Genomic DNA, 20,808 nt, shown 5'->3' on the forward strand with positions numbered 1-20,808 from the left:
AGCCCAAAAGCTGGGGCTGCAGTTGGTGAAAGCTGCTTAGATTTATCTAGGAGAAACAACGGGTTATTTTATGTTTGATGAGAGCCGGCTTGCTGGCGAACGCGCGAGACCATTCACCCCGGCAGCGACTGACCGGCCGCATTCGCCAGCAAGCCGGCTCAGGTTTTGGTGTCATTTTTGAATGCCCATGATTGCTCCCGCGGCCCCTGTGGGAATGCCGCTCCCGGCGCGCTGCGCCATTTGAAGAGGATGACGCGGAGCGTCACAGGCTGCATTCCCACGCGGAGCGAGGGAACGATCAGTGTCGCCCCGGCGCTTTTCACCAACCCTCCTCTCAGGCCAGTTTCGCATTCACTGGCGCGACCACCTTGGGCTTTCTGAACACCAACACATTTCCCGCCATCACCAGCACCAGCCCCATCAATGCCGGCGCCGTCCATTGGTACCCTTCGGCGAACGCCGAGACGTTCAACGCCACCACCGGGAACAGCACGGTGCAATAGGCGGCGCGTTCCGGTCCCATCCGGCCGACCAGGGTGAGATACGCGGTAAACCCGATCACCGAACCCGGAATCACCAGGTACAGCAACGAGCCTATGTATCGGGCATTCCATTCAAACGCGAAGGGCGTGCCGCTCAGTACGCAATACATGCACAGCATGGTCGCGCCGTACAGCATGCCGTAGGCGTTGGTCGTCAGCGGGCGCAGGCCGGCTTTCTGTTGCAGGCTGGAAAGCATGTTGCCGGCAGAAAAACACAGGGTGCCGAGCAGGGTCAGGGCCAGGCCGGTCAGCGTCTCGCGACTGGCGCTGTGCCCTGCCATCTCTGGCCAGAACAGACACGCCAGACCGATCAGACCCAGGGTGCCGCCCATCACCACATTGCGCGCGATCTCCTGCTTGAAGAATATCCGCGCATTGAGCGCGTTCCACAGCGTTGCCGTGGAAAACACCACCGCCACCAATCCGGTTGGAATCCACTGACTGGCGGTGTAGAAGCACATGAAGTTGATGCAGAAAAGGCAAAGGCCCTGCGCGAGGCAAATGAGCTGCCCGCGACGATTGACCTTTTGCAGTTTGCCGCTGACGAGCAGCAAGGCGAAGATGATCAGCGCGGCCAGGGCGAATCGATAGACGATCGATACCGGTATGGCAACTTCGCCCAGCTGCAGTTTCAAGGCGATCCAGGTCGTGCCCCAGATCAAGACGGTCAGCAAGTACAGCGTGATGTTCATGTCAGGCTCCCCAATGAGCCCTCAGTCTGGCGTCGTGCTGCCACGCTCACTTGCAGAAACTTGCGCATTTGATCGCGCACCCGCAGGCAGCCGACCGTTCTGGGCGTAGGATGCGAGCGGCAGAGGAGCCGTCCATGTCGTCACTCGAAACCATTCAGGTCTTTCAATCGCTGAACAGCTCGCCCCACGCGCAGCTGGAAAAGTGTGCGTCCCTGGGTGACGGGGTCATGGCAGCGCTGTGGAACAACCGTCATGACGCGCAGAACTACCATGCGCCGACGCACCACACGCTGTCGTGCTACGTCGGCGGTGGCACCGGAACGTTTCGCCGCGATCAGCCCGATAAAAAAGGCGCGCCCGACAAGATCTGCACGCTGCCGGCCGGCCATCAGTCTTCCTGGGTGGTCAACGGAGAGATTCGGCTCGCGCATTTGTACGTCAGCCCCGAACAGTTCGCGCTCAACTGCGTCACGCTGCTGGACCGTGAGCCGCGCCAGCTGGCGTTGCAGGAGCGCACGTTCATGGATGATCCGCTGCAGGCCGAGCGCTTTCATCGTCTGATCGGGATGAACTGGAACGAGCCCGGTGAACGCATGCTCACCAGCAGCCTTGCCCATGAGTTGCTCGACGACATGGTGTTGCGCCAGGTAGGACTGCGCGAGGGTCTGCGCCTGAAGGGTGGACTGGCGCCGCACCTGCGTCGTCAGTTGGTTGATTTCATTGAGTTGAATTTGGCCGAACCGCTGAGTCTTGGGCAGCTGGCGGGGATGTGCGCGCTCTCGGAATACCACTTCGCCCGGATGTTCCGCGAAAGCTTCGGGCTGCCACCCCATCAATACCTGCTCGCCCGACGCCTCAACCGCGCCCGGGAGCTGCTACGTTCCACGCGCAAAGCGTTGGGTGAAGTCGCCCTGGAATGTGGATTCGCCAGCGCAAGCCACTTCAGCAATCGGTTCAAGCAATCGGTAGGCGCCACGGCGGGCGAGTACCGCGCTGCGTTTGAGTAGCGGCGCCTCCGCAATTGGCGTGCTCACCGCTGCCCTGCCCCAAAGCCCGACTTTCAGGAGCGAAGCGGGTGGCGGTCGGACCCGCGAGCCCGACACCACCAGCGCGTCGACTTCACGACCGGGTGTCCCAAGCACGGGCAGGCGTGCTAACCGCTTACCTAGGCTGGGCTGTCGCGCTAAGCACCTACCTGGTGTGAGCTCTCGGGCTAATCGCCTGTCTGCGGCAAACGCAAAACTGTACGGGCGCGCTTGCCCGCGATTGCATTCCGTCAGTCAACCCATGCGTAGCTGGGCCACCCTATTCGCGGGCAAGCGCGCTCCTACAGGTGTCTGAACAAGCAAGCCCGGCACGACCATCGCGTCGACTCACGACCTGGTGTCCCAAGCGTGGGCAGGCGTGCTAACCGCCTACCTGGTATGGGCTGGCACGCTAGACGCCTACCTAGGCTGGGCTGTCGCGCTAACCACCTATCTGGTGTGAAGCTCTCGGGCTAATCGCCTGTCTGCGGCAAACGCAGAACTGTAGGAGCACGCTTGCCCGCGATTGAAAGGCGGATCAATCATGGTTCAGGCAGGAAGACAGCGCGAAGCGCGAGGGCAATATCAATGATGAATATTGCCATGTGCAAGAACCGCATCAACCGTTGGTCTGACACAGCCTCGCCAACCGCCCCGCAGCGGGTCAGCGAAACGGCCCGTAAAACCGGACACGTCGTTTGAGTTCCCGGATCACGGAAATATATTCTGCGGAACAGGGGCTTGAATTGTTGAGCGATCGGCGCCAACACTGTGATTGAGGGCAGACGAAACCATGTCGTCGAGACTCTCCCGAGCAAGCCAAAGTAAGGGAAGAACTATGCAAATCCAGGTCAACAGCGATAACCACATCGAAAGCAGCGTCCGTCTGGAGGAGTGGGTACGAACCACAGTTGAAAGCACGCTCGAACGTTACGAAGAAGACCTTACCCGCGTTGAAGTCCATATCAGCGACGAAAACGGTGACAAGCCCGGCCCGCACGACATCCGTTGCCAGATGGAAGCCCGGCCCAAAGGACACCAACCTATTTCTGTCACCCACAAAGCCGATTCGCTGGATCAGGCAGTGGATGGCGCAGCGGTGAAACTTGATCACGCCCTGGAGCATCTTTTCGGCAAACTGCGCAACAAGCGTGGCGCGGCTCCGGTGATCGAGAGCGACCTGGATGACGAGCCTGTCAGTGCGGACGCATTGCTCGAAGAAGAATTTCTTGAGAAGGATGAGGCGTTGCACGGCTGATGCATCGCTGATGAGCCAGTGATGGCTGACGAAGGGCGGACCTGACAACAGGTCCGCCTTTTTATTGGGCGTTTTTCAGGCTTCGTAGACTCACTCTGAAGTCCCTTGTATGAATCCTCCAACGGCGCCCTTTAAGAAAGCGCCGCGCGCAGTAATGGTGCTCTCCCAAAAACCGACTTGGCCATGCGCCAGCACCCAGCGACTGGCTGCAGGGCAAGCGCGGGTGTTTACCGGCCGCTTGCATGCCCGCACATCGCAGGATCTTTGGATTCGGCGCCTCGTGGCCCAAACCCTGCAAGGTTGTATCGTCGAGGTTACAGACCTGCTGGAGGCCGCTGTTTTCGGGCCTGGCAGGCAGGGCTCGCTCAGCCGGAAGACGAGTCAGAGGCCCAATGAGTGATATCACCGCTAACACGCGAGGGCGGTCAGGGCAGGCATTTTCTACCGTTGATCGGCTTCGAGAACTAAAGGGATTCGCCCTCAGTCAATTTATGCAGACCGCCAACAGGTAACAGGCCATGGACAACCCTTTTCAACTGATCACCGATGCGTTTCACCCCGCCTACCGGGTCAACTTGAGTATTCAAGGTCTGGACGGGACCATCATGCTGACGCTGTCCAACGAATCAGGGGTGGTTGCCAAACGCCTGATCAGCGCTGAACAGCGCAACTCGCCCAAGCGTCTGCAACGCCTGATCGAAAGCATCCAGTTTGGTATTGCCATCGAGCAGGGCCACAGCGCTATCAAAATCTTGGCCGCGATGACCGACGGCGACGTCAAGCAGCTTGCCCCGCCACCTGCGAAGACCCCATTTCTCGGCCGTCCTCAGCTAAACGCCAGTCTCTGAAATCCGGACGCATGGAATGAGGCGCCTTCCTGCGCCTCTCCAGCGTAACCGCGGCCTGTCTTCCTGATGCGCCTGCGCTGACCCGCCCACTGAACACTTCGCCCCGTCTCGCTCGCCCCCCTAAAAGCCCCGCCGATTCAGCCCTCAGACAGAAAGCACCTGTTACAAGAGTTATGTAGCACGCTGGCTGCCGCGTCCTGAAACGATGGGCAGCAGAGTCTGACGAGTCTGAGGTGACGATATGTCTTTACGTTACATAGCGCTGATTGGCGCGCTGGCCCTGGCCACCGGTTGCGTGGAAGAGAGAGTGGTGCACGAGCGACGCGTGGTTGATCGCCCGCCGCCACGCGCCGAATACGTTGAAGTCGTCGCCCCGCAGGCGCCGCCAGTTCGCGTCATCGAAGAAGAGCCAAGCCCGCGCCCCGGCTACATTTGGTCACGCGGCTACTGGCGCTGGAACGGCAATCGGTATGTTGCCGAGCACGGGCACTGGGAGGCCGTCCGGCCGGGCTACCGCTACCAGCATCCCTATTGGGAGAGCCGAGGCGATGGCTGGCATTACCATGTTGGAGTGTGGGTGAACTGACCCAGGCCCTGAAACGAACTGCCCCGGTAAAACGGGGCATTGTTTTGTCCGGTCGCCTGGCGGTGATGCCTGGGCAACTGTCGGTCCGGTGGCAAGCGGGCGTTGACGACAGGGCTGATTTTGCGACGCTTTGCGGCCAGGCTACACATGTCGCCCTTACTCGCACCGAATGCCCGCGAACTATTGCCCCTCCTCTCCTCTCTTAGTCCAGCAAGCAAGACGGCGCACTCCCGCCGTCTACACTTCCTACACGATCAAGAGAGGAATCCGCCATGTTATGGAAAAAAGGACGTCGCAGTGACAACGTCGTGGACGCACGCGGCGATACCGGAGGTGGCGGTGGCGGCGGGATGCGCATTGGTGGCAAGGGGCTGGGCCTTGGTGGCATCGTGATCATCGTCGCGATCGGTCTGCTGACCGGTCAGGACCCGATGCGGATTCTGGGCGAGATCACCGGGCAGATGGGTTCGGAGCAGACCGCAGCGGTCAATCCGCAGACGCGCCAGGCGCCGCCGGCCAATGACGAGCAAGCCGAGTTCGTGCGCGCAGTACTGGGCGATACCGAGGACACGTGGCAGCAGGTGTTCCAGCAAAGCGGCCAGCAGTACAAGGCACCCACGTTGATCCTGTTCAGCGGCCGGGTGCAATCGGCCTGCGGTTCTGCGTCATCGGCAAGCGGGCCGTTCTACTGCCCGGCCGATCAGCGTGTCTATCTGGACATGGAGTTCTTCCGCGAAATGAGCCAACGCTTCAAGGCAGCCGGGGATTTTGCACAGGCCTACGTCATCGCTCACGAAGTTGGCCATCACGTACAGACCTTGCTGGGGGTTTCGGATAAAGTTGACGCCGCCCGTCAGCGCGGCATGCGCATGGAAGGTGACAACGGTTTGCTGGTGCGTCAGGAGCTGCAGGCTGACTGCCTTGCGGGCGTTTGGGCCAACAACGCACAAAAGCGTTTGAACTGGCTGGAGCCCGGTGATATTGAAGAAGCGCTGAACGCCGCCAACGCCATTGGCGACGACCGCTTGCAGCAACAGGGTCAGGGCCGGGTCGTGCCGGACTCGTTCACCCACGGCACGTCTGCCCAGCGTGTGCGCTGGTTCAAGACCGGTTTTGCCCAGGGCCAAATCAACCAATGCGATACCTTCGCCGCCAAGAGCCTCTGATCACATGATGAAACCGCTTTCGATCCTGTTGTTGGGCACCCTGATGAGCCTCAATGCTCATGCTGCGGATCAGGCGGTTAAATCGATCAGTCCCGACCGGCTGCAGATCAACGGGACGACTCAGGCCACTCTCGGCCTGAGTCAGAACTGGGTTCATCCCAGCCCGCAGGTGCAGCGGGTGGTCATTGTTTTTCACGGCCGGTTGCGCAACGCGCAGACCTACCTTCGCAGCGTCGAGCGCGCAGCCAATCAGTCCAGACAGCGCTCGAAAACGCTGCTGATCGCGCCGCAGTTTCTCGACGAGAAAGACATCGCCGCTCACCGTCTCCCTGATGCAGTGCTGCGCTGGCACGCCAACGACTGGATGGCGGGCGAGAAATCCCTGGGCGCCAAGCCTGTCAGTTCGTTCGTCGTCATCGACCACATTCTCAAGCGGTTGAGCGACAGCAAGCTGTTTCCCAATCTGAAAGAGATCGTGATCGCCGGCCATTCCGGCGGTGCTCAGGTGGTGCAGCGTTACGCAATGATCGGCGGCAAGGAAGATGCGCTGCTCAAGAAGGAAGGCATCAAGTTGCGTTACGTGATCGCCAACCCTTCGTCTTATGCGTACTTCGATGCAACTCGCCCGATGCCGGTCGATGCCGCCACCTGTCCGACCTTCGACACCTGGAAATACGGCCTGAACAAGTTGCCTGCCTACGCTGGCAAGGAAACCCCGGCCGAACTTGAAGCGGCGTATGTGAAGCGCGACATCACCTACTTGCTGGGCGAGCTGGACACCGATCCGGAACACCCGGCGCTGGACAAGGACTGCGGCGCCGAAGCGCAAGGTCCACAGCGTCTGGTCCGCGGCCACAACTATTTCGACTACCTGAGCAAGCGTCACCCGGAAGGCTTGAATCAGCGCCTGGTCGAAGTGAAAAACGTCGGGCACAACGGCGACGCGATTTTCACGTCGCCGGAAGGGCAAATGGCGTTGTTCAAGGCCAATTGATATCTGTGAGGCGATAGTGGGACCGGCTTCAGGCGGGAAGGGGCCGGTGTGTACACCGCCAATTTTGTGGTGAATGGCCGGACGCTTTCCCGGCTAAAGCCGGTCCTACTCAGAACGTCGCGGCATCAGCAACTCGGGCCGATCATCGCCTGCAACGCCGTGCAATCGGCTGCATGCCAGTCAGTCAATTGCGGCCACGGGTTTTGCGGGGTGTTGACCAGGACGGTCTGAGCGCCGGCCTCGCGACCACATGCCAGATCAAACTGATGGTCTCCGACCATAACCATGTCTGCGGGATGAACGCCCCAGGCGCGCGCAAGCTTCAGCAGGCCACCGGGATCGGGCTTGGGCGCCGCCTCGTCACGGCCGAGTACATCGGCTATCGCGAAGCAATCGGCAATGCCGATCGCCTCAAGGGTCACGTGTGCAAGCTCCCGGGCGTTACGGGTCAGGATGCCAAGGTGATAACCGCGCCCTGTCAGTTCCCTGACCAGCTCCACCGCGCCTTTCGCCGGTTTGGACGCCAGCGCCAGGCCACGCTCGTGCTCAAGCAGCCACCGATGTTTGGCCGCCGAGACATCCGCCGGCAGCGCGGCGAGATGACCCAGAATGTCGTCCTCCTGGGGTATGTCCAGCGCCCTTTTAATGGCCGCGAAGTCATGCACGGCCAGGGTCAGCGTGCCGTCCATGTCGAATACCCAATGGCGTATCCGCGCCAGACTCATGACCAGTCCTTGCGATGGCGAATCAGGCCTTCCTGGCTGACTGAGGCCACCAGCTTGCCGGCGCGGTTGAACACGCTGCCGCGAGAAAACCCGCGCGAGTTGCCGGCCCATGGACTGTCCATCGCGTACAGCAGCCATTCATCGGCGCGCAGCTCGCCGTGGAACCACAAGGAATGGTCGAGGCTGGCGATCTGCATATCCTTCTGCCAGACCGTTTTGGCATGGGGCAGCAGCGAGGTCGTCAGCAGATTGAAGTCCGAGGCATAAGCCAGCATGTAGCGGTGCAACGCCGGGATATCGGGGAGCGTGCCGTCGGCGCGAAACCACACGTACTTCACCGGGTCCGCAGGCTTTGGGTTGTAAGGATCGGACTGAGTAATGGGCCGAAACTCGATGGGCTTGGGGCACAGCAGCTTGTCCTTCATGTGCTCGGGGATCAGGTGCTCGCGCTGCCGCACCAGTTCAAGCTCGGACGGCAGGTTTTCCGGGCCCACCACCTGCGGCATCTGAGTCTGATGCTCGAAACCCTCTTCGTCGTACTGGAAGGACGCGCTACAGGTGAAGATCGGGTGGCCCTTCTGAATGGCTGTCACACGGCGAGTGCTGAAGCTGCCGCCATCGCGCACGCGGTCCACCTGATACACCACCGGCAGATGAGCATCACCAGGGCGCAGGAAGTAACCATGCAGCGAGTGCACATGGCGCGCGTCTTCGACCGTCTTGCTCGCCGCCGACAACGACTGGCCCAGCACCTGGCCGCCAAACAGCTGACGAAAGCCAAGGTCCTGGCTGCGCCCACGGAAGAGGTTTTCTTCGATCGGCTCCAGGCTCAACAGCGACACCAGATCATCCAGCACGTGGCTCATTCAGGGTTCCTCATACGGTCGTCTCGCCAACCGTCATCATCAATCAGGCCAAGCGCACCAAAGATGGGCGCACAGGAAGTTGGGCGAAATGATACAGAGGTTTGGCGCGTGATTCGCGTGGTGGCTTACAGGGTGGCCAGCCAGCCCTGCCGGTTGATCCGGTACAACACGTGAGCGCGCAAAGGATGCCCGTTGGGCAGGTGCGGGTGATCGAAGTTGTCGGCGGGGTCATTGCGCATGCCAATGGCCTGCATGACCTTCTGCGACGGCAGATTGCTGACTGCCGCGAACGCCACGATTTCATCCAGATCGAGGTGTTCGAAACCGGTGCCAAGGACATTCCAGGCCGCCTCGCTGGCGTAGCCCAGCCCCCAATGCTCACGCGCCAGACGCCAGCCGATTTCCACTGCCGGGCTGAATGGCGCCTCAAACCCCACCACACTCAACCCGGTAAAGCCGATGAATGCTCCGGTGTCCTTGCGTTCAAGCGCCCACAGGCCAAAGCCGTACTCGGCGAAATGCCCGCGCACGCGGCCGATCAGCTTGGCGCTCTCCATTCGGCTCAGCGGCTGTGGAAAATAACGCATGACCTGTGGATCGGCGCACATCTGTGCGAAGGCCGGCAAATCATCATCTCGCCACTGCCGCATCAACAAGCGCGCGCTTTCGAGCTCAAGAATCGGCCCCATTCCTTGTGTCCCTCTCGCCTCGCCTTTCAAAATGCCCGTCCGACGACGACTGCCGCACAGGCAAATCGCTGTGCGGTGACCGTCGGAAATGGCAAGATTCGCTCTCGAACCAGACGCGTGCGCATGATGCCCCTGCCCCTCATTTACCACGAAGATAACAGCCCGGACTTTCCGCCCGACCATCGCTTCCCGATGGACAAGTTCAGGCTTTTGCACGATCACCTTATCGACAGCGGCCTGACCACGGATGCTCAATTGTTTCGTCCGCAAGTCTGCCCAACGGACATCCTCGCCCTGGCTCATGACCCCGGGTACATCGAGCGGTACATGGGCGGCGACCTGTCGCGTGAGGATCAACGTCGACTTGGCCTGCCCTGGAGCGAAGACCTGGCCCGACGTACGGTGCGTGCGGTGGGTGGCTCGCTGCTGACCGCCGAGCTGGCGCTGCAACACGGGCTGGCCTGTCACCTGGCGGGCGGCACCCACCATGCGCACTACGACTATCCCGCCGGTTTCTGCATCTTCAACGACCTGGCAATCATCAGTCAGTACCTGTTACAGAGCGGACGCGTCGACCGGGTGCTGATCTTTGATTGCGATGTGCATCAGGGCGACGGCACTGCACGGATCCTTGAGCACACCGAAGAGGCGGTGACCGTCTCGCTGCACTGCGAGAAGAATTTCCCGGCGCGCAAGGCGCAAAGTGATTGGGACATTCCACTGCCGATGGGCATGGGCGACGACGACTACCTGAAGGTGGTGGACGACACGCTTAATTATCTGCTGCCGTTGTACCGGCCCGATCTGGTGCTGTACGACGCCGGGGTTGATGTTCACCAGGATGATGCACTGGGCTATCTGAAGATGACCGACGCTGGCGTTGCACGCCGCGACGAGGCGGTGATCCGCCATTGTCTGGGCCGGGACATTCCGGTCATGGGCGTAATAGGCGGCGGCTACAGCAAGGACCGTCAGGCCCTGGCACGTCGCCACGGGATCCTGCACCACAGTGCCCAGCGCGTGTGGGTCGAACGAGGGCTTTAGGCGCCACGGCAAGGTGTAGGCTCCACCCCCGATCGCTCCCCACAAAGCTGCAAACCCGAGCTGAAGCCAAGCCAAGTTACCCACATCCCCTGTGGAACCGCCTGTGGATAACCTGAGTGCAAGGCCAGCATGCCCTGAGAACACTGGCTCTTGCGAAGGCTGTACGTTTTTTGATCAAAAAGTTTTCCACAAGCGATCGCTCGTCGTGAAGCTCAGGTAGAATGCGCGCCCCCACCTTGCCACCGCTCGAACCGCCGATGACTTCAGACGCCCCCTCACGCAATCAGACTGTCGCCATCATCGGCGGCGGCCCTGCTGGCCTGATGGCTGCCGAAGTGCTGAGCCAGGCCGGCTATAAGGTCGATGTCTACGATGGCATGCCCTCGGTCGGGCGCAAGTTTCTACTGGCGGGCGTGGGCGGCATGAACATCACCCACTCCGAATCGTCGCCCGCCTTCGTGTCGCGTTACGCAGAACGCGCGTCGGTGATCGCTCCCATGTTACGAAGCTTCGGCGCGCAGGCTTTGTGCGACTGGATTCACGGCTTGGGCATCCAGACGTTCACCGGCAGTTCCGGTCGAGTGTTCCCCGCAGACATGAAAGCCGCGCCGCTGCTGCGCGCCTGGCTCAAGCGTTTGCGTGAAGCCGGTGTCGTTATCCACACGCGCCATCGCTGGCTGGGCTGGAATGCCGACAGCAGCCTGCGGATTGCAACACCGGATGGGGAAATCGCACTGACTCCCGCCGCCACACTGCTGGCGTTGGGTGGAGCCAGTTGGGCGCGGCTGGGTTCGGATGGCGCGTGGGTGCCGCTGCTTGAGCAACGCAGTGTTTGCGTGGCCCCCTTGCAGGCGGCCAACTGTGGGTTTGAAGTTGATGCATGGAGCGAACTGCTGCGCAGCAAGTTTGCCGGCGCACCGCTGAAGAACGTAGCCATGGGCCTGCGAGGTCAGCCTCTGCGGCTGGGTGAGTGCGTGGTGACGCAGACCGGCGTCGAGGGCAGCCTGGTTTACGCTTTGTCCGCGCGCATTCGGGAGGCCATCAATCAGTCCGGTTCGGCCACTGTCGAGATCGATCTGTTACCCGGCAAAATACTGGCCGAGGTGCAAAGGGCGTTGAGCAAACCGCGTGGCTCGCGCTCACTGTCCAAGCACCTGCACAGTCAGCTCGGCATTGATGGCATCAAGGCTGCGCTGCTGCGAGAGCTGATGCCCGCCGCGACCTTCACCGACCCGGCCCTGCTGGCGTCCGCGATCAAAGCCTTGCCGCTGTCGCTGATCAGGCCACGGCCGCTGGATGAAGCCATCAGCACCGCCGGTGGAGTAACGTTCGAAGCGTTGGACGAGCAAATGATGATCAGCGCGCTGCCCGGCGTATTTTGTGCCGGCGAGATGCTCGACTGGGAAGCGCCCACCGGTGGCTACCTGCTCACCGCCTGCTTTGCCAGCGGTCGCGCGGCAGCACTGGGAATGGTCAGCTGGTTGCGCAGTTCGTAAGGGTCACCCTTCACGCGCACGTTCACGCCGCACGATCGATTTGCGGTTCCAGAGTGCCGGCGATGACGTGGCTGTTTGCCGCCTTGCTTCTGGCTGGGCCGGCAGCCCGCTTGCCCCATTCGACGCCCTTCAGTTCGATGTAGGTGTGAGCCAGGGCGGCCAATCCAATGGCCACCAGGGTCACTACCACTACAAACACGTTGTTGCCCAAATGCGAACCGGTGTCCATGAAGCGCTGGCCATCGATCATCGGCGCCATATCGCGGCCGGTGAGTTTCTGCGCCACGATGAACACCGTCGACAGGCAAAACAGCAATGCGGCGTGGGTCATGTAAATCGAGTAAGAAAGCTTCCCCAGCAGCCTGAAGACGCCGGTCTTCAGGAACGTCGAGACCCAGCCGGCCTCGAAGGCGAACAGCAGCACCAGCCCGCAGAACGTCACGCTGGCGATCGGCGAACGGTTCTCGAAGTCGTTCATCACCATCCAGTAACCAATGCTCAGCGTCACCACTTCCAGCACCGTCATGAGCCAGCGCACTGGCACGAAGCGGTCGCGGATCAGCAGATAAACCAGATAGGTGATGTTGCCGGCAAAGAAGCAGGAAAGGCCGAGCATCGCGCGCCAGACCAGCGGGTCGTTTCCAGTGAAGATCATGGTGAAGGTAATGACCGCCATGCAGGCGAACAGCAGAAAGCGGCTTCTCAGCGAGAGCAGGCACAGCCCCCCGAACAGCATGTAGATATAAAACTCGATGCTGATGCTCCATGACGGGTAATTGAACGACATGGTTTCGGTCAGCGTTGTCCAGGCTTGCAGCAAGAGCAGGTTGGGCAGGATCTCTGACGGGTCGAACAGGCCGGTAAACGGAACATTATTCAGCGTGAAGCCTTTTTTGTAGGCGGCCCAGCGCACCAGTTCGAAGAGGATAAACACCAGGAGCATCGTCAGGTGCAGCGGGTACAGGCGAAACACGCGCGAGATGACGAAACGCCTGAAGCTGAATCGCGGCTTCAGCCCGTAGGAGTGGGCCAGGACAAAGCCGCTGAGCACGAAGAAGAAGTTGAGCAGGATGTCCGCTCGACGAAAAAACGCCATCTCGATGAAAGCGCCCACGACGTGCAAGTGGTAGAAAACCACCAGCAGCGCGAAAAAGCCCCTGAAGCTGTCTAGCGTGGTAAATCTCTGAACTGATGCCATGACCCAACGTCCTGTCCTGGTAAAAAACGCCCTGCTCCGCCGCGACGTTCCGCGGCGTGTACACGGTAGGGCGTTGGCTGGCGCCTCGATAGTTGAAATATTTCATGTGCGATACAAATATCGGCGTAAAGATTGACGCCAAGCTTCGCGATCGTGACTGATCAGTCACCGTACGCGATCATCAGGACAAACGTGCTGCGTGGGCGTCAACGATTTGCTGGCGCCACGGCCTGCATCACGCCCAGCACAAGTAGGGCAAACAGGTCTGTCCTGATTGCCCTCTCAACCGCGCGCCGCGGAGCGTGCGTTCAGCAACTGGCGCGCCGAATCAGCAATCATCACAACACCGCCGGCGAGCATCAACACGTCCTTGAGCACCAGATGGCCGCCTCCGGACAGGAAAGGAAAGCCAAAATTCGCGTCGCCAAGACTTGAGACCCAGGCCTCAGGCGTGGTGATCAAAAAGGACAGCGTCACGATCTGGGTGAGGAATGCCAGCACTGACCCCACCATCCCCAGTCGCTTCGAGAAGGCGTAGGACAACACCAATAAACCGATCAGTATCTCGACGCTGCCCAGGCCATCGGAGAAGGCATAGGTGTTGTTGCTGACCTGCCACTCACGCTTGGCCGGATCGAGCTGGCCCTCATGAGTCAGGTGTTCCTTGTATTCATGGGGATGGTTGTAGAAGAACGACATCACCGGGCTATTGGCCACGAATGGCGTGATGCTGTCCGCTTCATAGGGCACAAATTTCAGCGCACCGATCCAGATGAAGATGATCGCGACGCCGACTCTGATCAGGTGAATGCCCAGCTTGTCGAGTCGGGATGCTTTGTGAAGGAGCGTATTCAAGGTGTTCATGGCGGTAAGTCCTCTGTGTGATTTCAGTGGACTCAGGTTAGGGATCGGGCCTCGATGCGTTACTCGCGATCCGCTCAAGATTTTCATTGATCGTCTCAAGTGGTTGAAGTGGCCTCAGCCCCTCGCAGACCAACGCCAATCGGCCCTCTGCCAACTATCAATGCCGACGATGTTCGCTACCAATCGTATTGACTTCTGATTAATTCTGCGGCGAGTAACATCACCTCCATACCGAGTCACCCACTCATTAAACGTACTGGAGCAACCCTCATGAAAACCAACAAACTGATCCTTGGCCTGGCCTTCTCTGTTCTTGCCACCAGTGCTTTCGCCCTGCCCGCTGTGGACGCCAGCCACTTCCTGAACGCACCCATCGTTGCCGAGAATGGCTCGTCGCACACCAACATCAACCGCGTCGCCGCTGACGGTGCTGATCGTGTTGGTGCAAACCGTGTCGCCGCTGACGGTGCTGATCGCGTTGGTGCGAACCGTGTAGCCGCTGACGGTGCTGATCGTGTCGGTGCGAACCGTGTTGCTGCTGACGGTGCTGATCGTGTCGGTGCGAACCGTGTTGCTGCTGACGGTGCTGATCGCGTTGGTGCAAACCGCGTCGCCGCTGACGGTGCTGATCATGTCGGTGCTGCTCGCTTGAGCTGATTGAAGCAAGCTCCTCCCCAGCCCGGCCTCGCCGGGCTTGATTGTTTCTGGACCTTGCGTTTTGCATTTTCCCCCTCGCCTCGCTCGCCCTCTTCTCCCTCTGTCTCTCCCTCTCCCCTATACGCCTGTCAGCCATTTCAGACATCGGTTTCAGATTCTTCCCAGTCTGCCGATGCATTCGTACACATGAATGTTGTGCTGGCTTCCATAACAAAAATCTCCAGCTGACGATTTCGCACATTACAAATTCAGGAGAATTGGAATGAACAGCTGGTTTGCAAACATCAGCGTCAACAAGAAGCTGGCCCTCGGCTTCGGCGTTGTACTGGTATTGACTGCCCTGCTGGCCGTGGTTGGCTGGAACAGCTTGGGCAAGATGACCTACCGCAGCGATCGCGTTGCCGACATCAATAAGCTCGGCCAGAAACTGACTGACCTGCGGGTTTCGCGCCTGCAATACATGCTCAGCAACGGCGATACCACCGCTGCACAAAACGTCCAGACCGCGCTTGACGCCTTCAAGGCTCAGCAGCAATACCTGCAGAACACCTTCTCCAATCCGCTCAATGTTCCATCCATCAAGGCCATGGGTGAGCAAATTACCGCGTATCAGTCTTCGCTGAACAAGATGCGTGACGCGTATGAAGTGAGTGCCAAGGTCCGCGCCGACATGGGCGTGGACGCTGTGAAAGCAGCGGATCTGATCGCGGCGATTAACGACGACGTGCTGAAGCTGGATGTGTTCGATGAACGCCGCTTCGACCAATACCAGGCCGTCATCAAAGCCAAAGAAGACGTGATGTTGGTGCGCTACGAAGTGCGCGGCTACACCGCCAACGTTTCGGCCAAGACCGAAGACACCGCCAATCGCCAGCTGACCGCTGCCATTGAGGGCCTCGCCCCGCTCAACGCCATGTTTGGCGGCACCCAGGCCGAGCGCCTGAAGCAGTTGGAAGCATCGCTGAACGGTTATCGCCAGTCGGTGCAGGGCTTCAAGGTCGCCACTGACAACATCAACGCTGCGCGCACCGAGATGACCGAGGAACAGAGCGCTATTATCAAACTGTCGCAGCAACTCAATGATCTGCAAATCACCCTCGGCGAAGCCGACAACCAGCAAGCCCGCACCCTGCAATTGGCCGGCACATTGCTGGCGCTGATTCTGGGCACACTGGCGGCGATCATCATCACTCGCCAGATCACCCGCCCGCTTCAGGAAACGCTGGCTGTGGTTGACCGTATCGCATCGGGCGATCTGTCCCACAACATGGTCGTCACCCGCAAAGACGAGTTGGGCGTTCTGCAAATGGGCATCCAGCGCATGGGCGCTACCCTGCGAGAACTGATCGGCGGCATTCGCGACAGCGTCACGCAAATCGCCAGCGCGGCAGAAGAGCTGTCGGCCGTGACTGAACAGACCAGCGCCGGGGTGAACAGCCAGAAGGTAGAGACTGACCAGGTGGCTACCGCGATGCACGAAATGTCGGCCACCGTGCATGAGGTGGCGCGCAATGCCGAGCAGGCATCGGTCGCAGCCTCTGCCGCCGACAAGCAGGCACGCGAGGGCGACAAGGTGGTGGGCGAAGCCATTACCCAGATCGAGAAGCTGGCCAGTGAAGTGCTTCGTTCGACCGACGCCATGACCGTACTGGAGCAGGAAAGCGACAAGATCGGCAAGGTGATGGACGTGATCAAGGCGGTTGCCGAACAGACCAACCTGTTGGCACTCAACGCTGCCATCGAGGCCGCGCGGGCCGGTGAAGCCGGTCGCGGTTTTGCCGTGGTCGCCGATGAGGTCCGTGGTTTGGCGCAACGCACCCAGCAATCGACTGAGGAAATCGAAGGCTTGGTCGCAGGGTTGCAGAACGGCACCCGTCAGGTATCGGAAATCATGCTCAGCAGCCGCAACCTGACCGACAGCTCGGTGGCGCTGACGCGCAAGGCCGGCACGTCGCTGGAAAGCATTACCCAGACAGTGTCGAACATTCAGGCCATGAACCAGCAAATTGCCGCTGCAGCCGAGCAGCAAAGCTCGGTCGCGGAAGAAATCAGCCGCAGCATCGTCAATGTGCGTGACGTGTCCGAGCAGACTGCCGCCGCCAGCGAAGAAACTGCCGCTTCCAGCGTCGAACTCGCGCGCCTGGGCAATCAGCTGCAAATGCTGGTCAGCCACTTCAAGGTATAAATGTCATGCGTCTGCGCCAGGCGAAGAAGCGTCTGGCGCAGGCGCTGCGAAGGTGTTGAAGACGAAAAAGCGCAGGCGTATCCGCAATAAAGGGATTTACTGATCCCGCAATTGCCACATACTGCCCGCGCTGTTTTATTTCGTCATATTCATTTCCATCGCCAGGTTTATCTCCATGAAAAGAATTCTGCCTTACCTCCTCAGTGCCGCCCTCTCCTTCGTCCCCTTCTCACTCACTCACGCTGCAACGGCGCCTGCACCGGTGCAACTCATCGTGTTGAGCTCCGGTGGCATCATGGGCGCGTTCAAGGCGGTGGCGCCCGATTACGAGCAGCGCGCGGGCGTGAAACTGCAAGGTGAGGTGGCGCCGTCGATGGGCGCAACTCCCCAGGCAATCCCCAATCGGCTGGCCCGACATGAGCCGGCGGACGTCGTACTGATGGTGGGTGCGGCGCTGGACAAGTTGATCAAGGACGGCAAAGTCGATCCGAAAACCCGCGTTGATCTGGGCAAATCCTACATTGCCATGGCCGTGCGTCACGGCGCACCGCACCCGGACATCAGCACCATGGAAGCCTTCAAGCAAACCCTGCTGAATGCCAGAACCATCGCCTACTCGGACAGCGCAAGCGGCGTTTATCTGTCCCGCGTGCTGTTCAATCAGATGCACATCGCCGACCGCATTCAGGACAAGAGCCACATGATCCCCGCCGAACCGGTGGGCGAAGTGGTTGCGCGCGGCGATGCCGAAATCGGTTTTCAGCAATTGAGCGAGCTCAAGCCGGTCGAAGGCATCGACATCATTGGCCTGATCCCTGATCAGGCGCAGCAGATGACCCTGTATTCCGCTGGCGTCGTGACCCAGAGCAAACACCCGGAGCAGGCCAAGCAGTTTCTGGACTTCCTGAGTTCATCCGCTGCAGCGCCCGCCATCAAAGCCAGCGGCCTGGACCCGATCGCCAAGTAGCGGTGGCTCAGGGACAAATGCGCTGCATCAACATCGCCTTCGCGGGCAAGCGCGCTCCTACAGTTGATCCCGCAATCCCGACAGCCTTCGGCGTACGCAAGATCCATTGATCCGGGCAACACCGGCAACCTTCCGCGTACGCGAAATGCGTCGATCCGGGCAACACCCGCAACCTTTGGCGTACGCGAAATCCGTTGATCCGGGCAACACCGGCAAACTTCGGCGTACGCAAAATCCATTGATCCGGGCAACACCGGCAACCTTCGAAATACGCGAATCTGTAGGAGCCGGCTTGCTGGCGAACGCGGTGATCCAGACGATAAATGCGTTGCGGCAAAATCGCATTCGCGGGCAAGCGCGCTCCTACAGTTGATCCGCGCCATACCGACAGCCTTCGGCGTACGCAAAATCCGTTGATCCGGGCAACACCGGCAACCTTTGGCGTACGCAAAATCCATTGATCCGGGCAACATCCGCAACCTTCGGCGTACGCAAAATCCGTTGATCCGGGCAACACCGGCAATGTTCCGCGTACACGAATCTGTAGGAGCCGGCTTGCTGGCGAACGCGGTGAGCCAGACGATAAATGCGTTGCATCAAAATCGTCTTCGCGGGCAAGCGCGCTCCTACAGTCGATCCCGCAATCCCGACAGCCTTCGGCGTACGCAAGATCCATTGATCCGGGCAACACCGGCAGCCTTCGGCGTACGCAAAATCCGTTGATCCGGGCAACATCCGCAACCTTCCGCGTACGCGAAATCCGTTGATCCGGGCAACAGCGGCAACCTTTGGCGTACGCGAGATCCGTTGATCCGGGCAACATCCGCAACCTTCTGCGAACGCAAATCTGTAGGAGCCGGCTTGCTGGCGAACGCGGTGAGCCAGACAACAAATGCGTTGCGGCAAAACCCCATTCGCGGGCAAGCGCGCTCCTACAGTTGATCCCGCAATCCCGACAGCCTTCGGCGTACGCAAAATCAGTTGGTCCGGGCAACACCGACAGCCTTCGGCGTACGCAAAATCAGCTGATCCGGGCAATCCACAGCCTCCGACGTACTCCGCGCTCCTGCGCTTGTCTTCAGAGGCGAGCCCCGTACACCCGCGATTATTTAAGCGTCAGCTCGATCAACTCGCCGCGCACGTCAGCGCCATCGATGTGCAGCATGCCGACGGTGATCGGCAATTTGAACCGCCTCGGCCCGGCGCTGCCAGGGTTGATAAACAGCACGCCATCGCGCACCTGCTGCAACGGCCGGTGGGAGTGGCCTGTCACGACAACGCGGACGTCGTCGGGCAATGATTTCGGCACGTCGGCCAATATGTGCGTGGTGTAAATCGCCACCTCACCGATCCGCAACACCGCTTCGTGGGGGACGTCGCTGGCCCAGGCGTCATCGGTATCGTTGTTGCCGCGCACCACCGTCAGCGGGGCGATGGCCTTCAAGGTCTCGAGAATCTCCGGCTTGCCGATATCGCCGCCATGAATGAGGTAATCGCAGCCTTGCAACGCCTCCAATGCCTGTGGGCGCATCAGCCCGTGCGTATCGGAAATCAAACCTACTTTCACCGTCATCACTCAGCTCCCGTCCGCCTATGCAGCGGCCTGTCTCGATTGCACGCGTTTCATGCTGATCATCGCCAGCAACGCAACCACGGCGACCAGCGCGGCGAAGAACTCGCCGACATGCTCCAGCCCGAATACCCGCACGCTGAAACCGACCGCCACCACCGGCACCGAAATCGACACATACAGCACCACGAAAAAGGCTGAGGTCACGGCGGCTTTCTGATCGGCCGGGCTGCTGGCAGTCACCGCGCCCATGCCGGCGCGCAGGATCATGCCCTGACCGATGCCCGCCACCAGCCCCGCGGCTATGAGCAGTCCCAACTGAGAAGTGGCGATGCTCAGCCCCAGGCAGATCATGCCGGCAATCAGCCCTACGCAGCCGAGCGTCATGTGCCGCGCCTTTGGCAGTACCTGCAGCAAGGCCTGGCCGATGATCGACGCGACGAAAAACAAGCCGATTACCGCGCCGATCAACAATCCGCTTTGCTGATGCATCACGTGGATCATCACCGACGGCACCATGCTGGTGAAAAGCCCGGCCACGCTGAAGCCCGCCAAGCCCGCGATGGATGCAGAAATAAACACGCTGCGCACCGAGGCCGGCACCGAGGGCTTCTGAATGGTCAGCCTCAGTGTCTGCGGGCGCTGCACGGTCTCACGAATCAGCACCACGCCGAGCGTCGCCAACACCAGCATTGCCAGGTGCACGTAGAACACCAGGTGCAGCGGATCCGTCAGAAACTGCGAAGTGAAACCGGCGAGCAATGGCCCTATGCCGAGGCCGAACATATTGGCCGCCGTTGCCACCAGCGTGGCGTTCTTCCAGGTCTTGGGCGCCAGCTCGATGACCGCAACCGTCGCCGTACCGGTCATGATGCCTGCGCTGAAGCCCGAGAAGAGTCGCCCTATCAGCAACCCGCCAATCGAATCGCTGCACAGGAATATGACCGCGCTGACCGCGCCCATCGCCAAGCCTGCCAGCAGCAGTGGCTTGCGTCCGAGCTGATCGGACCAGCTGCCCACCGCCAGCAGCGCCGCGATGACGCCCGCCGCGTAGATCGAAAAGATGATCGTCAGCCAGCTTGCATCGAACCCGAGGCGCTGCTGATAAAGCGCGTACAACGGGGTCGGCAATGTAGTGCCCACCATGGCGATGAGCAGCGCGCACGCCGCAAAGATGAAATCGCGTGTTGAGGAAGAAGCGGGCAAGGACATGAGCGCACCGGGCACCTGACAAGTGTAGTCAAGCAGTGTCGCCGATACGCGCCGGACGCGGAAGTCCGAAGTTTAAAGGGGCGCGCATAAGCATATTCATCATCACGCTAAACGCTTTGACTTTCACGGCGGGGAGTCATTTGACTGGATGAAGAGTGCCGGAACAGAGGCTTTCGGGCGATAAGCGGGCCAATCAGGCGGCGTGAGAAAAGTGCAACACCCAA

Annotated in this window: 19 protein-coding genes and 1 pseudogene; 12 read left to right on the forward strand and 8 right to left on the reverse strand. The window is 60.3% G+C overall.

All coding sequences use genetic code 11. From position 1 onward, the window contains the following. Positions 1-334: 334 nt before the first annotated feature. Positions 335-1,234, reverse strand: a complete 900-nt coding sequence (locus QRN48_RS02150; protein ID WP_285348640.1) for a DMT family transporter — start codon at positions 1,232-1,234, stop codon at positions 335-337. A 134-nt stretch (positions 1,235-1,368) separates the two neighbouring features. Between QRN48_RS02150 and QRN48_RS02155 the strand changes: the two genes are divergently transcribed. The 6 genes from QRN48_RS02155 (at position 1,369) to QRN48_RS02180 (ending at position 7,111) form a co-directional block, all read left to right on the forward strand. Beyond that, a complete protein-coding gene (locus tag QRN48_RS02155; protein ID WP_037015007.1) occupies positions 1,369-2,241 on the forward strand; it encodes a helix-turn-helix domain-containing protein in 873 nt (290 codons plus the stop codon). A gap of 856 nt (positions 2,242-3,097) precedes the next feature. Beyond that, positions 3,098-3,517, forward strand: a complete 420-nt coding sequence (locus QRN48_RS02160) for an HPF/RaiA family ribosome-associated protein (RefSeq protein WP_037015010.1) — start codon at positions 3,098-3,100, stop codon at positions 3,515-3,517. A gap of 518 nt (positions 3,518-4,035) precedes the next feature. Then, positions 4,036-4,365 carry a DUF3509 domain-containing protein gene (locus tag QRN48_RS02165; RefSeq protein ID WP_037015016.1) on the forward strand — a complete coding sequence of 110 codons (330 nt, stop codon included), beginning with the start codon at positions 4,036-4,038 and terminating at the stop codon, positions 4,363-4,365. A gap of 241 nt (positions 4,366-4,606) precedes the next feature. Next, a complete protein-coding gene (locus QRN48_RS02170; protein ID WP_191942908.1) occupies positions 4,607-4,951 on the forward strand; it encodes a YXWGXW repeat-containing protein in 345 nt (114 codons plus the stop codon). Positions 4,952-5,223: 272 nt separating this feature from the next. Further along, entirely contained in the window at positions 5,224-6,117 is an 894-nt protein-coding gene (ypfJ, locus tag QRN48_RS02175; protein WP_037015022.1) for a KPN_02809 family neutral zinc metallopeptidase, read from the forward strand. A 4-nt stretch (positions 6,118-6,121) separates the two neighbouring features. Then, positions 6,122-7,111, forward strand: a complete 990-nt coding sequence (locus QRN48_RS02180) for an alpha/beta hydrolase (protein WP_285348643.1) — start codon at positions 6,122-6,124, stop codon at positions 7,109-7,111. Between the two features lie 125 nt (positions 7,112-7,236). Here QRN48_RS02180 and QRN48_RS02185 read toward each other — a convergent pair whose 3' ends face one another. The 3 genes from QRN48_RS02185 to QRN48_RS02195 form a co-directional block, all read right to left on the reverse strand. Then, positions 7,237-7,836 carry an HAD family hydrolase gene (locus QRN48_RS02185; RefSeq protein ID WP_285348644.1) on the reverse strand — a complete coding sequence of 200 codons (600 nt, stop codon included), beginning with the start codon at positions 7,834-7,836 and terminating at the stop codon, positions 7,237-7,239. Continuing rightward, positions 7,833-8,702: an acyl-CoA thioesterase II gene (gene tesB, locus QRN48_RS02190; protein WP_037015031.1), complete on the reverse strand. Its 870-nt coding sequence runs from the start codon at positions 8,700-8,702 to the stop codon at positions 7,833-7,835. Before tesB ends, QRN48_RS02185 begins: the two co-directional genes overlap by 4 nt. A 125-nt stretch (positions 8,703-8,827) precedes the next feature. Further along, complete coding sequence (locus tag QRN48_RS02195) at positions 8,828-9,391, reverse strand: GNAT family N-acetyltransferase (protein WP_037015034.1); 564 nt, start codon at positions 9,389-9,391, stop codon at positions 8,828-8,830. A 126-nt stretch (positions 9,392-9,517) separates the two neighbouring features. On the opposite strand from QRN48_RS02195, the gene QRN48_RS02200 reads away from it, so the two are divergent. Together QRN48_RS02200 and QRN48_RS02205 are read left to right on the forward strand one after the other, a co-directional pair. Further along, a complete protein-coding gene (locus tag QRN48_RS02200; RefSeq protein WP_285348865.1) occupies positions 9,518-10,435 on the forward strand; it encodes a histone deacetylase family protein in 918 nt (305 codons plus the stop codon). A 257-nt stretch (positions 10,436-10,692) separates the two neighbouring features. Further along, complete coding sequence (locus QRN48_RS02205) at positions 10,693-11,931, forward strand: TIGR03862 family flavoprotein (RefSeq protein WP_285348648.1); 1,239 nt, start codon at positions 10,693-10,695, stop codon at positions 11,929-11,931. A 22-nt stretch (positions 11,932-11,953) separates the two neighbouring features. Here the strand turns inward: QRN48_RS02205 and QRN48_RS02210 are convergent, their stop codons facing one another. Then, a complete protein-coding gene (locus QRN48_RS02210) occupies positions 11,954-13,129 on the reverse strand; it encodes an acyltransferase family protein (protein ID WP_285348649.1) in 1,176 nt (391 codons plus the stop codon). 282 nt (positions 13,130-13,411) lie between these two features. Continuing rightward, positions 13,412-13,993: a reactive chlorine resistance membrane protein RclC gene (gene rclC, locus QRN48_RS02215; protein WP_285348650.1), complete on the reverse strand. Its 582-nt coding sequence runs from the start codon at positions 13,991-13,993 to the stop codon at positions 13,412-13,414. Between the two features lie 270 nt (positions 13,994-14,263). Here rclC and QRN48_RS02220 point away from each other — a divergent pair, with 270 nt between their 5' ends. The 4 genes and pseudogenes from QRN48_RS02220 (at position 14,264) to QRN48_RS02230 (ending at position 17,802) form a co-directional block, all read left to right on the forward strand. Beyond that, positions 14,264-14,650 carry a hypothetical protein gene (locus QRN48_RS02220; RefSeq protein ID WP_081955403.1) on the forward strand — a complete coding sequence of 129 codons (387 nt, stop codon included), beginning with the start codon at positions 14,264-14,266 and terminating at the stop codon, positions 14,648-14,650. Between the two features lie 262 nt (positions 14,651-14,912). After that, positions 14,913-15,980: pseudogene (locus QRN48_RS25235) on the forward strand (methyl-accepting chemotaxis protein); the annotation flags it as partial. 141 nt (positions 15,981-16,121) lie between these two features. After that, positions 16,122-16,835 (forward strand): methyl-accepting chemotaxis protein, encoded by a 714-nt coding sequence (locus tag QRN48_RS25240; protein ID WP_420806909.1) that lies wholly within the window; start codon positions 16,122-16,124, stop codon positions 16,833-16,835. A 175-nt stretch (positions 16,836-17,010) separates the two neighbouring features. Then, entirely contained in the window at positions 17,011-17,802 is a 792-nt protein-coding gene (locus QRN48_RS02230) for a substrate-binding domain-containing protein (RefSeq protein ID WP_037015048.1), read from the forward strand. A gap of 1,105 nt (positions 17,803-18,907) precedes the next feature. On the opposite strand, the gene QRN48_RS02235 is transcribed toward QRN48_RS02230, so the two are convergent. Both QRN48_RS02235 and QRN48_RS02240 read right to left on the reverse strand, forming a co-directional pair. Continuing rightward, complete coding sequence (locus QRN48_RS02235; RefSeq protein ID WP_191943094.1) at positions 18,908-19,369, reverse strand: metallophosphoesterase family protein; 462 nt, start codon at positions 19,367-19,369, stop codon at positions 18,908-18,910. Between the two features lie 24 nt (positions 19,370-19,393). Further along, positions 19,394-20,584 carry an MFS transporter gene (locus tag QRN48_RS02240; protein WP_191942897.1) on the reverse strand — a complete coding sequence of 397 codons (1,191 nt, stop codon included), beginning with the start codon at positions 20,582-20,584 and terminating at the stop codon, positions 19,394-19,396. Positions 20,585-20,808: the final 224 nt, after the last annotated feature.

Origin of the sequence: Pseudomonas sp. ME-P-057, from assembly GCF_030208975.1 — a bacterium.
GTDB lineage: Bacteria > Pseudomonadota > Gammaproteobacteria > Pseudomonadales > Pseudomonadaceae > Aquipseudomonas > Aquipseudomonas lutea.